We start from the raw sequence: 18,865 nt of genomic DNA on the forward strand, positions 1-18,865 counted from the left end.
ATGACTGAAGCTTTGATTTTCGATGCGTTACGCACCCCGCGTGGCAAAGGCAAGGCCGATGGCGCGCTGCACAGCGTGAAGCCGGTCAACCTGGTGGCCGGTTTGCTGAGCGCCTTGCAGGCGCGCACCGCGCTGGATACCAGTCAGGTCGATGATGTCGTCCTCGGCTGCGTCACGCCGATCGGCGATCAAGGTTCGGACATCGCCAAGACGGCGGTGCAAGTGGCCGACTGGGACGTCAGCGTCGCCGGTGTGCAGATCAACCGTTTCTGCGCTTCAGGTCTGGAAGCAGTGAATCTTGGCGCGATGAAAGTGCGCTCAGGCTTCGAGAATCTGGTGGTGGTCGGCGGCGTCGAGTCGATGTCACGGGTGCCGATGGGCAGCGATGGCGGCGCCTGGGCACTGGACCCGCAGACCAACCTGCACAGCCACTTCACGCCGCAAGGTGTCGGCGCCGATCTGATCGCTACCCTCGAAGGCTTCAGCCGGCAGGACGTCGATGCCTATGCCCTGCACTCGCAGCAAAAAGCCGCACGAGCGCGAGCCGACGGCTCGTTCAACAAGTCGCTGGTGCCGGTGCTGGATCAAAACGGCATCATCCTGCTTGATCACGATGAGTTCATCCGCGCCGAATCGACCCTCGAAGGCCTGGGCAAACTTAAGCCGAGTTTCGAAATGATCGGGCAGATGGGCTTTGACGCCACGGCGTTGCGGGTCTACAGCCATGTCGAGCGGATCAGCCATGTGCACACGCCGGGCAACAGTTCCGGAATTGTCGACGGTGCGGCGCTCATGCTCATCGGCTCCGAAGCCAAGGGCCGCGCCCTGGGCCTGCAGCCACGGGCGCGCATCGTTGCTACAGCCGTCACCAGTACCGACCCGACCATCATGCTCACCGGCCCGGCGCCGGCGACCCGCAAAGCGCTGGCCAAGGCCGGACTGCGGGTGGAGGACATCGATCTGTTCGAGGTCAACGAAGCGTTCGCCTCGGTGGTATTGAAATTCATCAAGGACATGGCCGTCGATCCAGGCAAGGTCAACGTCAACGGCGGCTCGATCGCCATGGGCCATCCGCTGGGCGCCACCGGTTGCGCGATCCTCGGCACCCTGCTCGATGAACTGGAAGCGCGCAACCTGCGCTACGGGCTGGCGACGCTTTGTGTCGGCGGCGGCATGGGCATTGCCACCATCATCGAACGCCTCTGAGCCCCGACTTCAAGGAACCCTGTTATGAGCGAAGCCATTCGTTACGAAAAAGGCCAGGACGGTATCGTCGTGCTGACCATGGACATGCCGGGCCAGAGCGCCAACACCATGAACGCCGTGTACCGCGAGGCCATGGCCGCTTGCGTTGCCCGTTTGCTGGCCGAGAAAGACAGCATCGCCGGAGTCATCATCACTTCGGCGAAGAAAACTTTTTTGCCGGCGGCGACCTCAATGAACTGATCAAGGTCGGCAAGCCCGAAGCCAAAGCTTTCTACGACATGGTGCTGACCCTCAAGGCGCAATTGCGCAGCCTGGAAACCCTCGGCAAACCGGTGGTCGCGGCGATCAACGGCGCGGCGCTGGGCGGTGGTTGGGAAATCTGTCTGGCCTGCCACCATCGCATCGCTGTGGATGATGCCTCGGTGCAACTGGGTTTGCCGGAGGTGACGCTGGGGCTGTTGCCGGGCGGCGGCGGAGTAGTACGCATGGTGCGCATGCTCGGCATCGAAAAAGCGCTGCCGTACTTGCTTGAAGGCAAGAAGGTGCGCCCGCAACAGGCGTTGCAGGCCGGGCTGATTGATGAATTGGCAGCAGATCCAGATGAATTGCTGGCCAAGGCGCGCGCCTGGATTATCGCCAATCCGGCGGCAGTGCAGCGCTGGGACGTCAAGGGTTACCAGATTCCCGGCGGCACGCCATCGAACCCGAAAGTGGCGCAGATGCTGGCGATCGCGCCATCGATCCTGCGCGCGAAAACCCAGGGCACTCTGCCGGCACCGGAAAAGATTCTGTGCGCAGCGGTGGAGGGCGCTCAGGTCGATTTCGACACGGCGCACCTGATTGAAACCCGCTACTTCACCGAACTGACGACCGGGCAAATCTCGAAAAATCTGATCGGTACGTTCTGGTTTCAACTGAACGAGATCAACGCCGGCGGTTCACGACCGCTAGGTTTTGCGCCTTATAAAACGCAGAGAGTCGGTGTACTAGGCGCCGGAATGATGGGCGCGGGCATCGCGTTTGTCAGCGCCTCGGCCGGTATCGAGGTCGTCCTCAAGGACATCAACCTCGCCGCTGCCGAAAAGGGCAAAGCGCATTGCGCGGCGCTGCTGGATAAGAAAGTTGCCCGTGGCCACATGACTGCCGAACAGCGCGAAGCGGTGCTGGCGCGAATCGTTGCGAGCGAAAGCGATGGCGATCTGGCGGGTTGCGATCTGATCATCGAAGCGGTGTTCGAGGATCGCCAACTCAAAGCCAGGGTGTCTGCCGCCGCGCAACAGGTCGTCGGAAGCGAAGCGGTGATTGCTTCCAATACCTCGACGCTGCCGATCACCGGCCTGGCGACCGCCATTCCGGATCAACGCAAATTCATCGGCCTGCATTTCTTCAGTCCGGTGGAAAAAATGCCACTGGTGGAGATCATCAAGGGCGCGCAGACCAGCGATGAAACTCTCGCTCGCGGTTTCGATTTCGTTCTGCAGATCAAGAAAACTCCGATTGTGGTCAACGACAGTCGCGGCTTCTTCACCTCACGGGTTTTCGGCACATTCACCAACGAAGGCATTGCCATGCTCGGCGAGGGCGTCAGTGCACCGATGATCGAGACCGAAGCGCGCAAGGCCGGAATGCCGGTCGGGCCTCTGGCAATCTCCGACGAAGTTTCCCTCAGCCTGATGAGCCATATCCGTCAGCAGACGGCCAAGGACTTACACGCAGAGGGGAAACCACTGATTGAGCATCCGGCCTTTGCCGTGATTGACTTGATGCTCAATGAATTCAAACGACCGGGCAAAGCTGCCGGGGGCGGTTTTTATGACTATCCAGCAGGTGCCCAAAAGCATTTGTGGCCGGAGCTGAAAACGCGCTTCGAGAAGGCCGACGGACAGATTTCTGCGAAGGATGTGCGTGATCGTCTGTTGTTTGTGCAGGCCATCGAAACCGTGCGTTGTGTGGAGGAGGGCGTGCTGACCTCGACGGCGGATGCCAACGTCGGCTCCGTCTTCGGCATCGGTTTCGCCGCGTGGACCGGCGGTGCGCTGCAGTTCATCAACCAATATGGCCTGAAGGACTTCATCGCCCGCGCGCAGTATCTGGCCGAGCAGTACGGCGAGCGTTTTACCCCGCCAGCGCTGCTGCTGGACAAAGCGGCGAAAGGTGAAATGTTCTAGGGCCGGCGAGCATTTCGGGGCTTGCCTTGGCCGGGTGTTTCAGGGCAGGCTCTGGGGTGTTCATTATTCCCATCACGTGTCAGGTATTTTTTATGTCGTTGCGCATCTGCATTCTCGAAACCGACATCCTGCGGCCCGAATTGATTGACCAGTATCAGGGCTATGGGCAGATGTTCCAGCGCCTGTTCTCGCAACAACCGATCGCCGCTGAGTTCACGGTCTATAACGTGGTGAAGGGTGAATACCCAAGCGACGACGAGACTTTCGATGCGTACCTGGTCACCGGCAGCAAGGCCGATTCGTTCGGCACTGACCCGTGGATCCAGACCCTCAAGACCTATCTTCTGAAACGCTACGAACGCGGCGACAAATTGCTCGGCGTGTGCTTTGGCCATCAATTGCTGGCGCTGCTGCTTGGTGGCAAGAGCGAGCGTGCTTCCCAAGGCTGGGGCGTCGGCACTCACAGCTACCAGCTGGCGGCCAGGGCGCCGTGGATGAGTCCGGTGCGCGAAGAGCTGACACTGTTGATCAGCCACCAGGATCAGGTAACTGAGCTACCAGAGAATGCCACGGTGATCGCCTCCAGCGATTTCTGCCCGTTCGCGGCGTATCACATCAACGATCAGGTGCTGTGCTTCCAGGGCCATCCGGAATTCATTCACGACTACTCGCGCGCGTTGCTTGATCTGCGCCAGGAAGCGCTGGGTTCGCAGATCTACACCAAGGGTGTCGCGAGCCTTGAGCAGGAGCATCATGGCGCTACGGTTGCGGAGTGGATGATGCGGTTTGTGGCGCACAAGCCAGAAGCGGCTCAACGCTAAAAGGGCCTGCTCCCACAATCCCTGTGGGAGCGAGCCTGCTCGCGAATCTCCGGGGCAACGCGGTCCCGGCTACAGCCACCCGGACCGCTTGAAGCTCGCCCACAAACTCACACACCCCACCGCGATAAACCCCAGCACTGCAAAATAACCGTAGTGCCAGGTCAACTCGGGCATGTTCTGGAAGTTCATCCCATAGATTCCCGCCACCGCTGTCGGGAACGCCAGAATCGCCGCCCACGCCGCAAACTTGCGCTGCACCACGCTCTGCCGTGATGCCTCGAGCAACACGCCGATCTCGATGGTCTGGCTGGCAATGTCCGCCAGCGTGCTCAGGTCTTCCATCTGCCGCGTCACGTGAATCTGCACATCGCGAAAGTACGGGCGCATGTTCTTGTCGATGAACGGGAAACTGAGCTTTTGCAGCTCTTCGCCGATTTCCACCATTGGTGCCGCATATCGGCGCAAGCGCACCACGTCACGGCGCAGACCGTGCAGCTTCTGGATGTCTCGCTCGTTGAGGGCGCTGCACAGCACGTTGCGCTCCAGCTCATCGATCTCGGCGTGGATCGCTTCGCCCACCGGCTGATAGTTCTCGATGACGAAATCGAGCAGCGCATACAGGACGAAATCCTCCCCGTGCTCGAGCAACAGCGGACGCGCCTCACAGCGTTGGCGCACATAGGCGTACGACGCGGAATGGCCGTTGCGTGCGGTGATGATGTAACCCCTGCCGGCGAAGATATGCGTTTCGATGAATTGCAAAACGCCGTTTTCGCGGACCGGTGAGTAGGTGACGATAAACAGAGCGTCACCAAAGGTTTCCAGTTTCGGACGGCTGTGTTTTTCCAGCGCGTCTTCGATGGCCAGTTCATGCAGGTTGAACTGGCGTTGCAGGTTGGATAATTCCTGTGCGTCCGGTTCTTCCAGACCGATCCAGACGAAGTGGCCGGGTTTGGCCGCCCACGCAGCACCTTCGTCCAGCGAAATATTGGTGACTTTCTTACCCTCACTGTACACCGCAGCAGCAACAACTCGACCCATGGTGGTGATTCACTTCTTCTTGGCAGATGGCAGGGAAACCAGGCTTCAGCTTAGCCGTGTCGCTGCTTGAGAGTCAGTGAAACTTCTACAGTTCACCCGGCAAAAGAAAACCCGCACAGGGCGGGTTTGTTTTTCACGCGGCTTGCAGTTGCCGATCCATCGACTCGATGCACTCGCGCATCTGCTCGCGGCATCGCTCGATCAGCAGAGGCATGTCTTCCATGGTCAATCCGACTGTCGGAATCGCCGGCAGCGAGCGTATGAGAACCTCGCCGCTGCGCCAGCGATTCAGGCGCATATGCTTGATATAGCTGCTCACGCACACCGGAACGATCGGCACGCCGGCGGCAATCGCCATCTGGAACGCGCCTTTCTTGAACGGCAACAAATCTTCACCGAGGTTGCGGGTGCCTTCGGGAAACACCCAGATCGAGGTGTCTTCGTTCTGCAAGGTGTGGGTCGTCGTCAGCATCGACTGCCGCGCCTTGTGCGCATTGCCACGATCGATCAACACATTGCCGGCCAGCCAGAACAGTTGGCCGAACAATGGCACCCACTTCAGGCTTTTCTTGCCGATACACACGGTGCGGCGCGGGACGACGTTGCCGAACACAAACAGATCGTAGTTGGACTGATGGTTGGCGATGATCACGCAACTGTCGGGCTTGTTCATCAAGCCGTTGACCTCGGACTTGACCCGCAAACGCAAGATACACATCGCCGGCAAAGCGTAGAGGCGGGCGCACAGTCGGCTATTGTCCGGGTTGAACGGACGGCACAATCCAAGGATCACGCCGAGCACGCCCGCCAGAATAAAGTGCAGGCCCATCAACAACATACGAAACACGAACAGCATTTTTGCAGGCCCACCGCGACAAAAGGTGGCGCAGTGTACGGATGTGCACTGTTTTCGGCAATTGCCGCTATAGAGTCCGGAGATAGCCGATGTTTAAGCGCATGTTTCAGCATTGCCTGTCAGGCGCGTCCTAGAGCTTTCAGCGAATCTTCAACGCTGAACGTAAGAAAAAGCCCGACACGAAGGTCGGGCTTTTTCTTACCGGCAGATTCTGGACGAGTCAGCCCAGATGTTGCTGATCCTGCAGGATGGCATCGTCGAGGGTTTCCAGCAGTTGCTTGCGTACTTTCAGCTTGGTGTTCTTGTGCGCCAGCATGTTGATCTTCTTCAGCTGCCGCGCGGCAGCCAGGGCGGCGCCTTGCAATTCTTCGGCAGTGACGACTTTGTCGAGGAAGCCTGCGTCAACGGCGCTTTGCGGATCGAACATCTCGCCGTTGATCACCGAGCGATGGAAAGCCGAACGCCGCAAGCGATCACGCGCCAGCTCGATACCGGCATGGTGCATGGTCATGCCGATCTGCACTTCGTTAAGACCGATGCTGAACGGGCCGTCGACACCAATGCGGTAATCGGCAGACAAAAGTAGGAAAGCGCCCTTGGCCACGGCGTGCCCCGGGCAAGCAACGATCACTGGAAAGGGATGAGAGAGCAGGCGGCGGGCCAAGGTCGAACCGGCCGTCACCAGAGCAACGGCCTCTTTCGGGCCGGCCGTCATGACCTTCAGGTCATACCCGCCCGAGAGGATCCCCGGCTGCCCGGTAATGATCACCACGGCGCGATCCGCCACCGCCTGATCCAGCGCCGCGTTAAACGCCGCAATCACATCCGGAGAAATGGCGTTGACCTTGCCATTGTTCAGGGTCAGGGTCGCGATACCGTCTTCGAGGTGGTAGGCAATCAACTCGCTCATGACGCTATTCCTTATTAGAAAGATGGGCAGACGTTACCCACCGCCGCAAGCCAGGTAAAGCGCCGTGACTGACCTGCCAGTCACCGTTTTGCGCTTCGGCCAGCACGGCGCGCCTCTTGCCTTGTATAAAGGAAGCGCGCGGCTCACCCGAGATTGGCGGGTTTGCCATCGTGCTCACCGGCCGAATGCAGCGTGCCCTCTTAAGCACATGAAAATTCTGAAAAAAAGTTTGCCATCAGAAAAGCTTTCGACTACATTAGCGCGCCTCGACAGACAGAACATGTCTGCAGAGATACGGTGAAGTGTCCGAGTGGCTTAAGGAGCACGCCTGGAAAGTGTGTATACAGGAAACTGTATCGAGAGTTCGAATCTCTCCTTCACCGCCACATTCAGTAAACGCAAGCCCCTGATTTTCCTAGAGAAATTCGGGGGTTTGTGGTTTTTGGCGTCTGAAAAAAAGCCATATGGGACTGAGATGGGACTGGTGCGCTATTTTGGTGCGAAAGTAGAACCGCCGAATGGTAGCTGACCGTCGCCAGCGATACGATGAGCTAGCCTTTTGCGAACCGAACTCCAAGGACGACTTTCATGCCATCTGATTCTGATTCCAACGTTGCCGCGGCAGATGCTCTGACATTGCTTCTACATAACCAGCATGCCCTGGCGGCGGCGATCGAGGAGGTCACCAAATGGCTTTCAGAAAATGGTGTAGGGGACGTTGCCGATAACGCGCTCGTGGCCATCGAAACCCTCGACACAAATGCCAAAGCGATCACTGAAGCAATTACCCGACTACGGCAGTCTTAGGGGCTTGCGCCATTACGCACCATGAAGGGTTGGCACAACATGGAAGGCTATATCCGGTTCGACCGTTTTATTGGTCTGGAAACATCCATCGAGAAACTTCTCACCCTTCACGAAAGGCAGAAAGCGGCCAGTAGCTGCCTGTCGGAATCGGCTGAAGTAGCCACAAGGCAGTCATCTCCGCGTTCCAGTATTATTATGCCGACCTTCGGACTGTTTATAGGTAGGTTGATCCATGGCCAGAAGCGTTAGGCTTCAAAAAAAACTGCATACACGGCATCTGATGGAGACAGCTGAAGAGGTGGTACTTGATGATAGCCTTATTGGGAAGCTATGGGCGCTCAATCAAGGTGACAGATTTGAGTTGAATTCAGCTTCTCTCAGTTCTGCAGTTGTTCAAAAGTACCGCTTGGAATACGTGATAACGAGAGGCCCTGTTCCTGGGCACTGGCTGTACACAAAATTTGACCCAGAGGAACTTGTATTATTTTTTACGGCAAAAGACTTTGACGGCATTTGCCATGGTTGGACTCTGTTTGACGAGTGACAATCTCAGTTTTAGCTCTCCGAGAGGCAGCTCCGGGTCTATCGAGTCGTCCATGAATGAATGCTATTGGGCGAAAACGCCTCCAGTGCGCGACGGTGGGGGTTGAGGGATTCGTGGTCGGTTCGTAAGCTTGAGAACCTTCATTGATGACTACCCAAGATGGAAGCTAATTTGTCGCTGCAGATCGAGCGCACAGCCTATAACGAGTTCATCCGGCTGTGGAGCCAAGGAAGCTTCAAGCATCAGCGGTTGGGGCAAGCCTTCTATAATCACTTCAATCTACACAAACTCCACGATCAAGATTCATTGCGCAAAATCTACGAGGCTGAAGGTAAAAAAGCTTCGAGGTTAATTTTGCGCCTTTTTCATTTTCACTGACCGGTACCTTTGGGGCGATGTCGGTGAGTCGTGACAGGCAGAAATCGGCCAAGAGCGGACTTTTGTAGCAGGTTCCCCTTGTAAGGAAAGTCTCAGGACGTCAGCATAAATCCCACAGACATCCTCAAATAGGGACATATGCGTAATTTCCTTTCAGTGCTTCTTATGGGTGTTAGCACCTTTGCGGTCGCCGGTTACGATCTACATATCAGTCGCAAGGATTTTTGGGCTGACGACTTCGGTCCCAAAATCACCTTCGACGAATGGCAAGAACATTTGAAAACCGACCCAGAGGTCATCAGGGATGTTGCCAATAGCCCACAAGACTTTATGGTCTCCATACCTGGAGAGTCATTTCCGCTCTGGTATCGCTCAGATCTTGGTGAACTGTATACAAAAAATCCGACTGACAAGGCGATCTCCAAACTCGAAGAGATGGCTCGCAGTTTGAACGCGAGAGTTCAGGGTGATGATGGTGAGTTCTATCCAGCAGCGCCTTGAATATGCACACCTGTCCGGTGGTTGAACACGGCGAATTGTGGTCATTAAATATGTCTGCTTGAGTCGAAAGCGGTTATTCCCGCACGTCAGCTTCTGGCCGATAGCAGCCTTTGAGGACTGATACGTTGAATTCCAGCCTATGTTCAATTGGCCCCCACACCGTGCGTCGGCGTGGGGGCCTTTTTGTTTGGGGCCGTCGACCAGTCCTACCTACACTGGACGACCAGACACCGGCAGACTGGCTCTGCCGTCACGCTTACTATGGAATGGACGACATGAACCGCGACAACATCAACCCTGAAGCCATGAAACCGGGCGACTTGAGCCCAGTGCAGGTTGCCGCCTTGACGGCGCGAGGCCAGGAAACGTTCATGAGCGGATACGACGAACCTGCCCTGCATGATCCATTTACCGCTTTGAACCTGCCGGAGGCGGTTCATTACCGCGCCGTCAAACTGCTGAGCAATATTGCCCAGGCCACCACCGTGGCCGATACGCTGCACGCCGCCGACCGGGCCGAGGGCTTCGTGCTCGGCATCGAGACGGTAAATGCGCTAAACCCTGGAGCGATTGAAACCCTGTATCTGGTATTCGATGATGCGTCACAAGCGCGTCAGGCGGCGCTCGACGAATGATCGGCGAAGGCATTCACGAGGAGGTGCTGCGCGCCCTGGTGGAACAACACGCGGTGCGCGAATGCCTGGTCGCCAAGATCGAAGGCGGCCCCGACTGGGGCTTGTCGATTCGTTTAGGCGGCAGTGGCGCACGCTGGGTGCCGGTGCGCTCGCGGCGTGAGCGACTGCGCACTTGGGCCAGCTTGACCGCGGTGGGGCGCTTTGCCGAAAACATCGGTATTCGGGGATTCAGTGTGGAGCTGTGACCGGCGACAGCTTCAGCGCCATTTGCAACATGCCCACTACGTCCGGCCCGTCTTCATTGATCCACGTCCCGTAATGCTGACGGATCATGTTGCCGTTGGTGTGCCCCATCTGTTCCGCAATCCAGTCGATCGACGCCACGCCAGTGGTGAGCAGCTGACTGGCGTACGTGTGCCTGCATTGACCAGGGCCCCGGTAACGAACACCAGCCGCCAGCAAGTGCGCCTTGAAGAAGCGATCGCGTACGACAAAATCGTTGGCATGTGGCAGCCCGGTTTTGGTGTTCAGGAACACGAAGTGCAGCTTGTGGTTTCGCACCGTCTTGTTGTCCCGTTCGACCACCTCCACGGTTTGCGCTTTTCTGTTGCGGTTCAATGCATCGATCTTGCGTAAGGCCTCCCACGCCGGTGCCAACAGGCGCAACGGTGTGCTTGTAACCAGTTGGGACAACCTGTCGATCTACTTCCAAGACTCCAGCTGGCGCAAGCAAACCGTGGACAACCCGAAACGCTCCCGCGTCGAGGATTACAACAGTCGCAATGAAGGCTATGTGATCGAGCAGTTGGAGAAAATCGCGCTAACCGAGAACGTGGAGCTGGTTAAGTGAGCCTGGCTCTCGCACACAAGCGCCGCACTTTGGCTCAAGGAACCGCTGCAGTGATTGCTGCTGCAGCGGCACCGCTGGCGTATTCGCCGGCGGAAGCCCTTAGCAGCCCGGCCAACGCTAAAAAGCACCTGCTGCTGATGGAAGCCTCGCTGGATCAGGATCTGCAGCGCCTGAGCGATATCAAGGGTCTTGCCGGGCGTCAGGCGCTCAAGCGTGAGGAACTGCTTCCCAAGTACCAGGACTTCATTCAGCGCTACATGGACTCGGGCCTGGTGATGCCGAACCGCGTCCTGGTCCAGGTGATGGTCTGGCTGTTCGACACCGAGCAGTTCGAAGATGGCTTGGCACTGGCTGACTTTGCGATCGGGCAGGGGCAGGAGATGCCCGAGCGGTTCAAGCGGCGCGACGTGCAGACCTTCGTTGCCGACGCGGTAATCGATTGGGCTTACGCCGAATACAACGCCCAGCGCAGTCCGGAGCCGTACCTGTCTGACCTGCTGCCCCGCGTCGACGGTGAGTGGGAGCTGACCGAGCAAATCCCGAGCAAGTACCACAAGTTGATCGGCATGCGCGCCATGGAGGCCGAGCAATGGGAAACCGCGCTCCAGCATCTGGAGCGCTCGACCGAGCTGTACGCGAAAGCCGGCAACGAGACGCGCATTGCGAAGTGCCGCAAAGCGATCGCCAAACAAACACCCGCCGTCACCGGCGCCCAATAACCCACTACCCCCCCCAGCGGGGAACTGTGGACGTGTGTCTGCCATTCATGGCCAGCCCCACGGAAAACAGTCTCCCCGCCCTATTTGAGCGGTCAGCAATGAGCTTTTCCGGTAAACCCACCACGTTTGTGGAACAGATGATCGAGAACGACGGCTTTTGGCCGGATCTGTCTGTTGCCGAATTCCAGAAAGGATACCGCCTGCCGGCGGAGTACCTGGTGGACATGCTGGCCGCTGACCTGACCATGGCAATGGTCGAGGTCAATGCCGATCTGGCAGAGCTGAAACAACGCTGGCGAGCCCTTGGCGTAAACAGTGTCGAGGTTCCCGATCCGCTCAACCTCCCGCCGAAGCAGATCAAGGTATGCCGGTCGGGCCAAGCCTGACCCATTGCCAGGACTGCGATAACGAAATCCCGCCAGCGCGCCAGGCGCTGGGCGGTAAAACGCGCTGCGTGCCGTGCCAGGCTGACTTTGAGCAGAGTAAACGCTGATGACCATCGAAGCCGTGCGCCTCGGCGCGCTGGAGCAAAAATTTGCGGTCTTTGAGCACCGCCTGAGCGAGCTGGAAGACCGCCACGAAACCGTCCCGACCCGCGTCACCAAGTTGGAGCAGGGCTTCGAGCATATGGCGGGGCAACTCTCGGAGCTCAACGCTGGCCAGCAGACCCTGACGGTCGCGGTGAACGACATCGGCGCGAAGGTCGGCCGCTTGCTGACCATTCTCACTGTGGTCGCTTCTGTGCTGCAGATGGTTGTGCCGGCACTGTTGCGGGTGTGGTTCCCATGAGCCTGCGCGGCAGGATTCAAGCCGGCGTGATTGCGCTGGCCAGCGCTCCGTTGGTGATTTTCCTGGGCACTTGGGAAGGCAACGGCCAGAACACCGTCTATGCCGACAAGTTGGCCAGCGGACTGCCCACTGTCTGCAAGGGCATCACTCGACACACCAGCCCGTTCCCGGTGGTAGTCGGTGACTACTGGTCGCCCGATCGTTGCGCGGAGGTGGAGCAGCTGGTGATCCGCAAAACCCAGCTGCAGCTGGCCGACTGCATCACCAACCCGGACGTGAGCCAGAACACCTTCGACGCGCTGACCAGCCATGCCCACAACGTCGGTGTGCCCAGCACTTGCGCCAGTCGGGCGGTGGCGTTGATCAACGCCGGCCGCATTGCTGACGGCTGCAGGGCGTTGGCCTGGGCACCGGACGGCAAGACACCGGTATGGGCGTACGTGACCGACGCCCAAGGCCGCAAGCGCTTCGTTTCAGGCCTGCACAACCGCCGGCTGGCTGAAGTGGAGGTTTGTCTGAAATGACGATTCCACCGCTACGGCTCGCGCTGATCGTGATGCTGATTACTGCCTTGGTGCCCTTGTATTGGTTTATCCGGGTTGTGGATCAGCGTGATGAAGCGCTGAAAGACCTGAATGGGCTGAAGTCGGAGGTCGTCGGGTTACGTGAAGCGGCCCGAATCAGCGGCGAAATGCTCGCCGAGCGGGACGCGATCGACCAACGAAACACCAAGGAATTGACCGATGCACGCACCGAAAACGATCGCCTGCGCGGCGCTGTTGACGATGGCACTGGCCGGTTGCACGTCCGGGCCGCCTGTCCCGGCGGTGGGTCTGTGCCCGCCACCGCCGGCGCCGCCCGCGTGGCTGATGCAGGACGCGCCGAACTCGCAGCAGACGCTCGACCGGATTATTTCACCCTCCGTAATCAGCTCGCCTTAAGCCGGCAAATGATTCTCGGGCTGCAGCAATACGTCCGTGGCGTGTGCCAGCGATCGCCAGCGCACCAGGACACCACTTTTCCCAACCTCAACAAGAGATCTACCCAATGAGCCAACAGAACAACACCGAAATCACCCTGGAAGTCGGCGAAGCGGAGTTCACCTTCAACCTCACGCCGGCGGACGTCACCAAGTACTTCAACGCCCTGACCCAAACCAACAAGGTGGCCCCGGGCAACAACCTGCTGATGACCACCGTCAAGCAAGAGGAAAAGGCCACGCTCAAACCGCTGCTGGCCAACCCGGTGATGGTGATGCAGATCGCCGGCGCGCTGCTCGAGGAGTACGCGCCCAACGTTGAGGTGATCGTAAAAAAGCGCTCGAGCACGCTGAGCGCCTGAGCGAAAACGGCCTGGGCCAGCTGATGGCCCTGACGAACCGCTGGCTACCTGGTGCCGAACCCACGCCCGAGGCGATGGGCACGGCCAAGTGGCTGGAGGACGAACACTGGAAACGCATGGAGTTTGCCGTGGCTAACGGCATCGCCCTTGCGCTGAACGGATAACGACTGTGGCAGATCGTAGTGCCAGCCTGGCTTTCATTCTGAGCTTGCAGGACAAAGTCACCGCGCCCTTGGGCAAGGTGAAGATGGGTTTCTCCGAGCTCGCTGATCAGAGCGAAAAGCACATCAAGACGATCGGCTTGGGCATGGGCGGCGTGACGGCGGCTGTGGTCGGCGTCCAGCAGGCGATGGCGCCGGCGCTGGAGGTCAATCGCGCCCTTGGCGACGTTCGGTCGCTCGGCGTGGCCGAGGATGCGCTGTCGTCGCTCAATGCCAAGTCGCTGCAGTTCGCCGTGAGCTATGGCGAGAACGCCAAGGATTTTGTGGCGTCCGCCTATGTGATCGAAGGCGCGATCAAAGGACTTGCCGGCAACCAGCTCGCGATCTTCACCAACACCAGCAACCTGCTGGCCAAGGCCACCAAATCCGACGCTGAAACGATGGGTGAATACGTCGGCACGCTCTACAACCTGCAGAAGTCCCAAGCGGATGCGATGGGGAAGGGCGCGTGGGTGGAAAAGCTCGGCGGGCAGACCGCGCTGGCCGTGCAGCTGTTTCGTACCAGCGGCGCGGCGATGAAAGACGCCTTCAAGGAAGCCGGAGCGATCGCCACCACATCGGGCGTTGACCTGGCCGAACAGATGGCCGTGATCGGTACGCTCAGCAGCACCATGGAAGGCGGCGACGCTGGCGGACGCTACAAGGCCTTTTTTGAAAACATCGGCGCCGCTTCCGACAAATTGGGACTCAAGTTCACCGATCAGCAGGGCAAGCTTCTGCCGATGATGACGATCCTAGACAAGCTGCAGGGCAAGTTCGGTGACCTGACCAGTGCGTCGGCCGGCGCCAAGCTGATGGAGGCTTTCGGCGGCGAAGGCGCCCAGGTAATCGGCGCGCTCGCCAAGGACACCGACCGGTTGCGCAACGGCATTGAGCAGTTGGGCAAAGTGCGCGGTCTGGAGAATGCCGAGCAAATGGCCCGGGCCATGGTCGATCCCTGGCAGCAATGGGCGTCCCTGGTCGAAGTCATGCGGGTGGTGTTTGGCCAAGTGCTGATCCCGGTGCTGACGCCGTTCATGAACAAGATGGTGGATATCGGCAAAACATTGGTGCGCTGGTCGCAGCTGTTTCCCAACATCACCCGCGTGATCGGCATCGCCGCACTGACCATCATGAGCCTCGTCGGCGCCATGTCACTGCTGACGTTGGTGGTTGGCGTTTCACGGATGACCTGGCTGGGTTTGGTGTCGGTGTGGAAGGTCGTCCAGCTGATGAACCTGCGCACCGTTGCCGGCTTCGTCCTGCAAAAACTGGCGATCCTGGCTTACATGGCCGTGATCTATACGCTCAGCGCCGGCCTTGCCCTGGTTCGTGGCGCCATGCTGCTGTGGCAAGGGGCGATCTGGCTGGTCAACGCGGCACTGTTGGCCAACCCGATGGTGTGGATTGTGGTCGGTGTTCTCGCCCTGGTGGCGGTCATTGTCGCGGCGGTTCACTACTGGGACGAATGGACGTCCGCCTTGATGAACACGGCCGCGTTCCAGTTCGTCGCCGACAAGCTCCAGAAACTGTCCGACTGGTTTAACTCAATGGGCGGCTGGTCAGGCATGGCCAAGGCCGCTTGGGACAGTATCGTCGGCATTTTCACCAAGGCCGTTAATGGCGTGATCGAGCTGCTGAACAGCATCCCGGGCGTGAACATCGAAGCGCGTTTCGGCGGCATGCCTGAAGTGCCCGGCGTCGATGCCGCGACCAATGCCGCCGACACAGCCAACGCCGCGCAGAAAGCCCAGCAAACCATCAACGCGGCAATCCCCAACCTTTCGCCGGCGCGCCCTTCAGCGGTGCCGCCCGGTGGCCTGCTGACCAGCATCCAGAACAACAACAGCAGCCAGAACAAGGGCACGCATGTGGAGAACGTGAACATTCACACCAGCAAGACCATGACGCCGCTGGAGATGGAAAACCTGATGGCCATGGCGGTAGGCGGATGGGCGGTCAACGTCGAGCGTAAAGGCGCCACCAAAGCCCGCGGTAAATTGCTGTTTACCCGGGCCTTGCCGGACGGTGTCCTGGAGCTGGAAAAAGGCATTGTGGTGCAGTCGGCCGCCATCAACGGCAACGTGTACCAACTGATTACCACGGCGCCGGCGACGTTCGTCGCGGGCCAGCTGCAGCTGGAAGTTCAGGCGGAGGCGATCGAATCCGGTAGTGGCTTCAATCTCGCCCCAGGTTACTACGCCATCCTGCCGGTTCCGGTGCCGGGCATTATCCAGGTCGTGAACAAGGACGGTTGGCTGGAATCACCTGGTGCGGATCCTGAGCCGAACGGCCAATTGCGTTTGCGCGTGCGCAACCAGTTCTCGGCGGTGAACCAGTGGCACACCGACGCGGTGTATCGGGCCATGATTTCAGCTTTCCCGGGCGTGCGTCCGGATGGCGTCTACTTCGAGCACGGCGCACCGCGCGGGCCGGGGAGTGCCAACGCCTTCGTGCTGTTCGACGCGGGAGTGCCGGCGGCGACTTACCTGGAGCAAATCAATTCGCACATTCGCGACCAGGGCAACCATGGCCACGGCGACGATCTGCTGGCCATGGTGATGCCAGAGGTGCCTGTCAGTGTTGAGATGGATCTATGGCCACAACCTAACCTGAGCGCCGAGCAGGCCGACACGTTGAAAAGTGAGGTCGAGCTGTTCATACGGGCCGCGTTTCGTGAAAGCACGCCGCGCGACTATCAGCCGACGCTCACTTATCCCCAATCGCGTTTCAGCTTCAGTCGACTGGCGGAGGAGTTGCACCAGGAGTTCGTCGATATCGCTTCACTGCGGTTTACACCCGGCGTCGACATCACCAGCGGATTGGACATCCCGCGCCTGACGTCGCTGAAGGTGAACCTGCAATGATCAAACTCAAATTGCCGTTCTGGCTGGGCGGCACCGAGCTTTCAAAGCTGGTGGCCGCTGCACAGGCGTGGTGGGAAACCGTCGCCGGTTGGTTGCGTTGGCCCTATTCGCAGATCAATCCCGACACCTGCCACATGAACATCCTTGAGCTGTGGGCCTGGCAACGTGACGTGACGCGCTTCAAGGGCGAACCCGAGTCCTTGTTTCGACTGCGCGTGAAATACGCGTTTATCAACTCAGTCGACGCCGGCAGCACCGCCGGGTTGAAACGCATTTTTGAGCGACTGGGCGTGGGTTACGTCGAGATCGAGGAACGCCAGCCCGATCGCGATTGGGACGTGGTGCTGCTCAAATTCAGCAACGCTCAGTTGTCGCTCAATCCCGAACTTCTGCGCGTGCTGATCCAGCAGTACGGCCGAACGTGCCGGCGCTACGACTTCGTCACCATCACCCCCGTAGGGCTGCAAATCGCCCTGATCGACTTCAACGACGACCAGCAAACGCTGGTTGCCAGCCTGTAGGAGCGCACCGTGAGCGCCAATATTACCTTGGCCGGCGAAAGCCAAATTGCCCTTAAACAAAGCCAGCAAAAGCCGCTGATCGTCAGTCGGTTCATCTTTGCTAATGTGCCGGGGCTTGATCCGACCGCGCCGCTCGATCGCGCGGCCGGCAAGCCACCCGCTGAACAGATTGTGCACGTCTACACCATCCCGGAAAAGAACGCGGGTTTCGTGAATCCGAACCAAGTGGTGTACAGCGCGCAGTTGGGCTCGGACATCGGTGACTGGGACTTTAATTGGGTGGGCCTTGAGGACGCCGACGGCATCTTGTTCGCCGCGTCGTCGGTGCCGCTGCAGCAAAAGCGCAGGAACATTCCGCCGGAGCAGATCGGTAACAACGTTACCCGCAATTTCCTGGTGGCCTTTGACGGTGCGATGCAACTCACCGGTGTGAAGATCGATGCGAGCACTTGGCAGCATGATTTCACGGTACGCCTTGCCGGCATCGACGAGCGTGGGCGCCTGAGCAATCGCAACCTTTATGGACGTGCATTCTTTTTCAGTGATTCACTGATTTTCGAAAAGGCAGGCACCGGCTACCAGATTAACGGTGGCACGGCCTACGTCGAGGGCATCCGCATAGCGATCGCGAAGGCAGAAGCCGTCCCGGGTGTCGTTCCTGTGGGCAAGGTATGTCTGGACGTTTGCCTCGAGCGCCAAATGAACGATCGGGTGGCTGTATGGAAAGTGGTGTTCGGTGACCAGGCCGATTACACCGATGCTGCCGGCGTGCGTCATTACTGTGTGCCGATCGCTGATTTCATTTCACCCAGCAATATAGTGGATTTGCGGGACGCCGAGCCAGTCGGCGGTGCGGTGATCAAATATCTCGCCTCTCGTACCGGCGATTATTCGCAGCTGCGTGCCCGGGCCACGACCAAAGCAGACGTCGGACTGGGCAACTTGCCCAACGCCATTAGCGACGATCCAGCAACCAACAGCAGCGAGATCGTGGCATCTACGGCGGCACTCAACAAACTCCAGAAACAAGTCGGGGATTCAATGACCGGCATGGTGGCAGCGTTTGCAATGAGCGCCGCCCCGACGGGATGGCTTAAGTGCAATGGTGCGGCGGTCTCGCGTAGCACGTTCGCACAACTCTTCGCTTGGCTTGGTACGCACTACGGGGAGGGTGATGGTTCAACCACATTCAATCTGCCCGACATGCGCGGTTTATTCCCTCGCGGCTGGGACGATGGGCGCGGGCTGGATCCCGGCCGAGCGTTCGGCGCGTATCAGGACATGATGATTCATTCCCATGCGCACTCTGCGTCGGCTGCGGCCGTAGGCGACCACTTGCACAGTGCTTGGACTGATGCCCAAGGCAACCACAACCACAGTGCTTGGACTGACGCGCAAGGTAACCACGACCACGGGTTTCGAATAGTCGATAACGGCGCCGGGATCAACGTGGGGTATCCAGCAGGTGGCAGCGTTTTCACAGAGCTGGAAATCCCCGGTGGCAAGAACGCCGACGGTCGCCCCATGCGCACCGACTACCAAGGCAATCACGCACACAACGTCGGCATCGGCGCCGCTGGCCTGCACGCGCACAACATTGGCGTGAGTGGCAGCGGTGCGCATACCCACGGTGTGACTGTTGCCGCCGCTGGCGGCGCCGAAACCCGGCCTCGAAACATGGCCCTAAATTACTGCATCAAATATTGAGATC

General features: G+C 59.1%; 20 protein-coding genes, 1 tRNA gene and 6 pseudogenes. 23 read left to right on the forward strand and 4 right to left on the reverse strand.

Features of this window, described 5'->3' with window-relative positions:
• The 3 genes and pseudogenes from AB4N53_RS01830 (at position 1) to AB4N53_RS01840 (ending at position 4,195) form a co-directional block, all read left to right on the forward strand.
• Complete coding sequence (locus AB4N53_RS01830; protein ID WP_460117700.1) at positions 1 to 1,206, forward strand: acetyl-CoA C-acetyltransferase; 1,206 nt, start codon at positions 1 to 3, stop codon at positions 1,204 to 1,206.
• Positions 1,207 to 1,230: 24 nt separating this feature from the next.
• Positions 1,231 to 3,374 (forward strand): annotated as a pseudogene (locus AB4N53_RS01835) (3-hydroxyacyl-CoA dehydrogenase NAD-binding domain-containing protein).
• Positions 3,375 to 3,466: 92 nt separating this feature from the next.
• Positions 3,467 to 4,195 carry an amidotransferase gene (locus AB4N53_RS01840; protein WP_460117702.1) on the forward strand — a complete coding sequence of 243 codons (729 nt, stop codon included), beginning with the start codon at positions 3,467 to 3,469 and terminating at the stop codon, positions 4,193 to 4,195.
• 69 nt (positions 4,196 to 4,264) lie between these two features.
• On the opposite strand, the gene AB4N53_RS01845 is transcribed toward AB4N53_RS01840, so the two are convergent.
• From AB4N53_RS01845 to AB4N53_RS01855, 3 genes are all read right to left on the reverse strand, one after another.
• A complete protein-coding gene (locus tag AB4N53_RS01845) occupies positions 4,265 to 5,236 on the reverse strand; it encodes a magnesium and cobalt transport protein CorA (RefSeq protein ID WP_071171539.1) in 972 nt (323 codons plus the stop codon).
• A 133-nt stretch (positions 5,237 to 5,369) separates the two neighbouring features.
• Entirely contained in the window at positions 5,370 to 6,092 is a 723-nt protein-coding gene (locus AB4N53_RS01850) for a lysophospholipid acyltransferase family protein (protein ID WP_460117704.1), read from the reverse strand.
• Between the two features lie 220 nt (positions 6,093 to 6,312).
• Positions 6,313 to 7,002: a crotonase/enoyl-CoA hydratase family protein gene (locus AB4N53_RS01855; RefSeq protein ID WP_076566844.1), complete on the reverse strand. Its 690-nt coding sequence runs from the start codon at positions 7,000 to 7,002 to the stop codon at positions 6,313 to 6,315.
• 296 nt (positions 7,003 to 7,298) lie between these two features.
• On the opposite strand from AB4N53_RS01855, the gene AB4N53_RS01860 reads away from it, so the two are divergent.
• The 7 genes from AB4N53_RS01860 to AB4N53_RS01890 all read left to right on the forward strand — a co-directional run bounded on the left by AB4N53_RS01860 (position 7,299) and on the right by AB4N53_RS01890 (position 10,112).
• Positions 7,299 to 7,388: transfer RNA gene (locus AB4N53_RS01860), tRNA-Ser, on the forward strand.
• A gap of 202 nt (positions 7,389 to 7,590) precedes the next feature.
• Positions 7,591 to 7,809 (forward strand): hypothetical protein, encoded by a 219-nt coding sequence (locus tag AB4N53_RS01865; RefSeq protein WP_414916953.1) that lies wholly within the window; start codon positions 7,591 to 7,593, stop codon positions 7,807 to 7,809.
• Positions 7,810 to 8,041: 232 nt separating this feature from the next.
• Positions 8,042 to 8,353, forward strand: a complete 312-nt coding sequence (locus AB4N53_RS01870; protein WP_460117707.1) for a hypothetical protein — start codon at positions 8,042 to 8,044, stop codon at positions 8,351 to 8,353.
• Between the two features lie 159 nt (positions 8,354 to 8,512).
• Positions 8,513 to 8,731, forward strand: a complete 219-nt coding sequence (locus AB4N53_RS01875; protein WP_325720219.1) for a hypothetical protein — start codon at positions 8,513 to 8,515, stop codon at positions 8,729 to 8,731.
• 138 nt (positions 8,732 to 8,869) lie between these two features.
• On the forward strand, positions 8,870 to 9,232 hold the full coding sequence (locus tag AB4N53_RS01880; protein WP_141129236.1) for a hypothetical protein: 363 nt from the start codon (positions 8,870 to 8,872) through the stop codon (positions 9,230 to 9,232).
• Positions 9,233 to 9,507: 275 nt separating this feature from the next.
• On the forward strand, positions 9,508 to 9,867 hold the full coding sequence (locus AB4N53_RS01885; RefSeq protein WP_460117709.1) for a hypothetical protein: 360 nt from the start codon (positions 9,508 to 9,510) through the stop codon (positions 9,865 to 9,867).
• Entirely contained in the window at positions 9,864 to 10,112 is a 249-nt protein-coding gene (locus AB4N53_RS01890) for a hypothetical protein (protein WP_350483614.1), read from the forward strand. The genes AB4N53_RS01885 and AB4N53_RS01890 overlap by 4 nt, the downstream gene beginning before the upstream one ends.
• Here the strand turns inward: AB4N53_RS01890 and AB4N53_RS01895 are convergent.
• Positions 10,096 to 10,533, reverse strand: a pseudogene (locus AB4N53_RS01895) (site-specific integrase); the annotation flags it as partial. The gene AB4N53_RS01890 and the pseudogene AB4N53_RS01895 sit on opposite strands and share 17 nt — an antisense overlap.
• Between AB4N53_RS01895 and AB4N53_RS01900 the strand changes: the two are divergent.
• The 13 genes and pseudogenes from AB4N53_RS01900 to AB4N53_RS01960 all read left to right on the forward strand — a co-directional run.
• Positions 10,532 to 10,717, forward strand: a pseudogene (locus tag AB4N53_RS01900) (P2 family phage major capsid protein); the annotation flags it as partial. The pseudogenes AB4N53_RS01895 and AB4N53_RS01900 sit on opposite strands and share 2 nt — an antisense overlap.
• Complete coding sequence (gene gpM, locus AB4N53_RS01905) at positions 10,714 to 11,436, forward strand: phage terminase small subunit (RefSeq protein ID WP_110645157.1); 723 nt, start codon at positions 10,714 to 10,716, stop codon at positions 11,434 to 11,436. The pseudogene AB4N53_RS01900 and the gene gpM, both read left to right, overlap by 4 nt.
• Before the next feature lie 98 nt (positions 11,437 to 11,534).
• A pseudogene (locus AB4N53_RS01910) lies at positions 11,535 to 11,789 on the forward strand (head completion/stabilization protein); the annotation flags it as partial.
• Positions 11,729 to 11,929: a TraR/DksA C4-type zinc finger protein gene (locus AB4N53_RS01915; RefSeq protein WP_460125283.1), complete on the forward strand. Its 201-nt coding sequence runs from the start codon at positions 11,729 to 11,731 to the stop codon at positions 11,927 to 11,929. The pseudogene AB4N53_RS01910 and the gene AB4N53_RS01915, both read left to right, overlap by 61 nt.
• On the forward strand, positions 11,929 to 12,225 hold the full coding sequence (locus AB4N53_RS01920; protein WP_065615923.1) for a hypothetical protein: 297 nt from the start codon (positions 11,929 to 11,931) through the stop codon (positions 12,223 to 12,225). The genes AB4N53_RS01915 and AB4N53_RS01920 overlap by 1 nt, the downstream gene beginning before the upstream one ends.
• On the forward strand, positions 12,222 to 12,749 hold the full coding sequence (locus AB4N53_RS01925; protein ID WP_460117712.1) for a lysozyme: 528 nt from the start codon (positions 12,222 to 12,224) through the stop codon (positions 12,747 to 12,749). The genes AB4N53_RS01920 and AB4N53_RS01925 overlap by 4 nt, the downstream gene beginning before the upstream one ends.
• Entirely contained in the window at positions 12,746 to 13,276 is a 531-nt protein-coding gene (locus AB4N53_RS01930) for a lysis protein (RefSeq protein WP_460117714.1), read from the forward strand. The genes AB4N53_RS01925 and AB4N53_RS01930 overlap by 4 nt, the downstream gene beginning before the upstream one ends.
• Complete coding sequence (locus AB4N53_RS01935; RefSeq protein WP_123419148.1) at positions 13,273 to 13,566, forward strand: putative phage tail assembly chaperone; 294 nt, start codon at positions 13,273 to 13,275, stop codon at positions 13,564 to 13,566. Before AB4N53_RS01930 ends, AB4N53_RS01935 begins: the two co-directional genes overlap by 4 nt.
• Positions 13,567 to 13,589: 23 nt before the next feature.
• A complete protein-coding gene (locus AB4N53_RS01940) occupies positions 13,590 to 13,730 on the forward strand; it encodes a DUF6890 family protein (RefSeq protein ID WP_261737282.1) in 141 nt (46 codons plus the stop codon).
• A gap of 5 nt (positions 13,731 to 13,735) precedes the next feature.
• A pseudogene (locus AB4N53_RS01945) lies at positions 13,736 to 15,718 on the forward strand (phage tail tape measure protein); the annotation flags it as partial.
• A pseudogene (locus AB4N53_RS01950) lies at positions 15,719 to 16,633 on the forward strand (baseplate J/gp47 family protein); the annotation flags it as partial. It lies immediately after the preceding pseudogene.
• Entirely contained in the window at positions 16,630 to 17,154 is a 525-nt protein-coding gene (locus AB4N53_RS01955) for a phage tail protein (protein ID WP_460117718.1), read from the forward strand. The pseudogene AB4N53_RS01950 and the gene AB4N53_RS01955, both read left to right, overlap by 4 nt.
• Before the next feature lie 9 nt (positions 17,155 to 17,163).
• Positions 17,164 to 18,861 (forward strand): phage tail-collar fiber domain-containing protein, encoded by a 1,698-nt coding sequence (locus AB4N53_RS01960; protein ID WP_460117720.1) that lies wholly within the window; start codon positions 17,164 to 17,166, stop codon positions 18,859 to 18,861.
• Positions 18,862 to 18,865: the final 4 nt, after the last annotated feature.

The organism is Pseudomonas sp. H3_E04 (genome assembly GCF_054668915.1).

What these genes read in the sequence shown, in the direction of transcription:
- AB4N53_RS01955 (WP_460117718.1), top strand. Translation starts at nt 16,630, where the DNA reads ATGATCAAACTCAAATTGCCGTTCTGGCTGGGCGGCACCGAGCTTTCA.
- AB4N53_RS01940 (WP_261737282.1), top strand. Translation starts at nt 13,590, where the DNA reads ATGGCCCTGACGAACCGCTGGCTACCTGGTGCCGAACCCACGCCCGAG.
- AB4N53_RS01850 (WP_460117704.1), bottom strand. Translation starts at nt 6,092, where the DNA reads ATGCTGTTCGTGTTTCGTATGTTGTTGATGGGCCTGCACTTTATTCTG.
- AB4N53_RS01870 (WP_460117707.1), top strand. Translation starts at nt 8,042, where the DNA reads ATGGCCAGAAGCGTTAGGCTTCAAAAAAAACTGCATACACGGCATCTG.
- AB4N53_RS01845 (WP_071171539.1), bottom strand. Translation starts at nt 5,236, where the DNA reads ATGGGTCGAGTTGTTGCTGCTGCGGTGTACAGTGAGGGTAAGAAAGTC.
- AB4N53_RS01840 (WP_460117702.1), top strand. Translation starts at nt 3,467, where the DNA reads ATGTCGTTGCGCATCTGCATTCTCGAAACCGACATCCTGCGGCCCGAA.
- AB4N53_RS01935 (WP_123419148.1), top strand. Translation starts at nt 13,273, where the DNA reads ATGAGCCAACAGAACAACACCGAAATCACCCTGGAAGTCGGCGAAGCG.
- AB4N53_RS01930 (WP_460117714.1), top strand. Translation starts at nt 12,746, where the DNA reads ATGACGATTCCACCGCTACGGCTCGCGCTGATCGTGATGCTGATTACT.
- AB4N53_RS01890 (WP_350483614.1), top strand. Translation starts at nt 9,864, where the DNA reads ATGATCGGCGAAGGCATTCACGAGGAGGTGCTGCGCGCCCTGGTGGAA.
- AB4N53_RS01830 (WP_460117700.1), top strand. Translation starts at nt 1, where the DNA reads ATGACTGAAGCTTTGATTTTCGATGCGTTACGCACCCCGCGTGGCAAA.
- AB4N53_RS01880 (WP_141129236.1), top strand. Translation starts at nt 8,870, where the DNA reads ATGCGTAATTTCCTTTCAGTGCTTCTTATGGGTGTTAGCACCTTTGCG.
- AB4N53_RS01885 (WP_460117709.1), top strand. Translation starts at nt 9,508, where the DNA reads ATGAACCGCGACAACATCAACCCTGAAGCCATGAAACCGGGCGACTTG.
- AB4N53_RS01920 (WP_065615923.1), top strand. Translation starts at nt 11,929, where the DNA reads ATGACCATCGAAGCCGTGCGCCTCGGCGCGCTGGAGCAAAAATTTGCG.
- AB4N53_RS01925 (WP_460117712.1), top strand. Translation starts at nt 12,222, where the DNA reads ATGAGCCTGCGCGGCAGGATTCAAGCCGGCGTGATTGCGCTGGCCAGC.
- AB4N53_RS01875 (WP_325720219.1), top strand. Translation starts at nt 8,513, where the DNA reads ATGGAAGCTAATTTGTCGCTGCAGATCGAGCGCACAGCCTATAACGAG.
- AB4N53_RS01865 (WP_414916953.1), top strand. Translation starts at nt 7,591, where the DNA reads ATGCCATCTGATTCTGATTCCAACGTTGCCGCGGCAGATGCTCTGACA.
- AB4N53_RS01855 (WP_076566844.1), bottom strand. Translation starts at nt 7,002, where the DNA reads ATGAGCGAGTTGATTGCCTACCACCTCGAAGACGGTATCGCGACCCTG.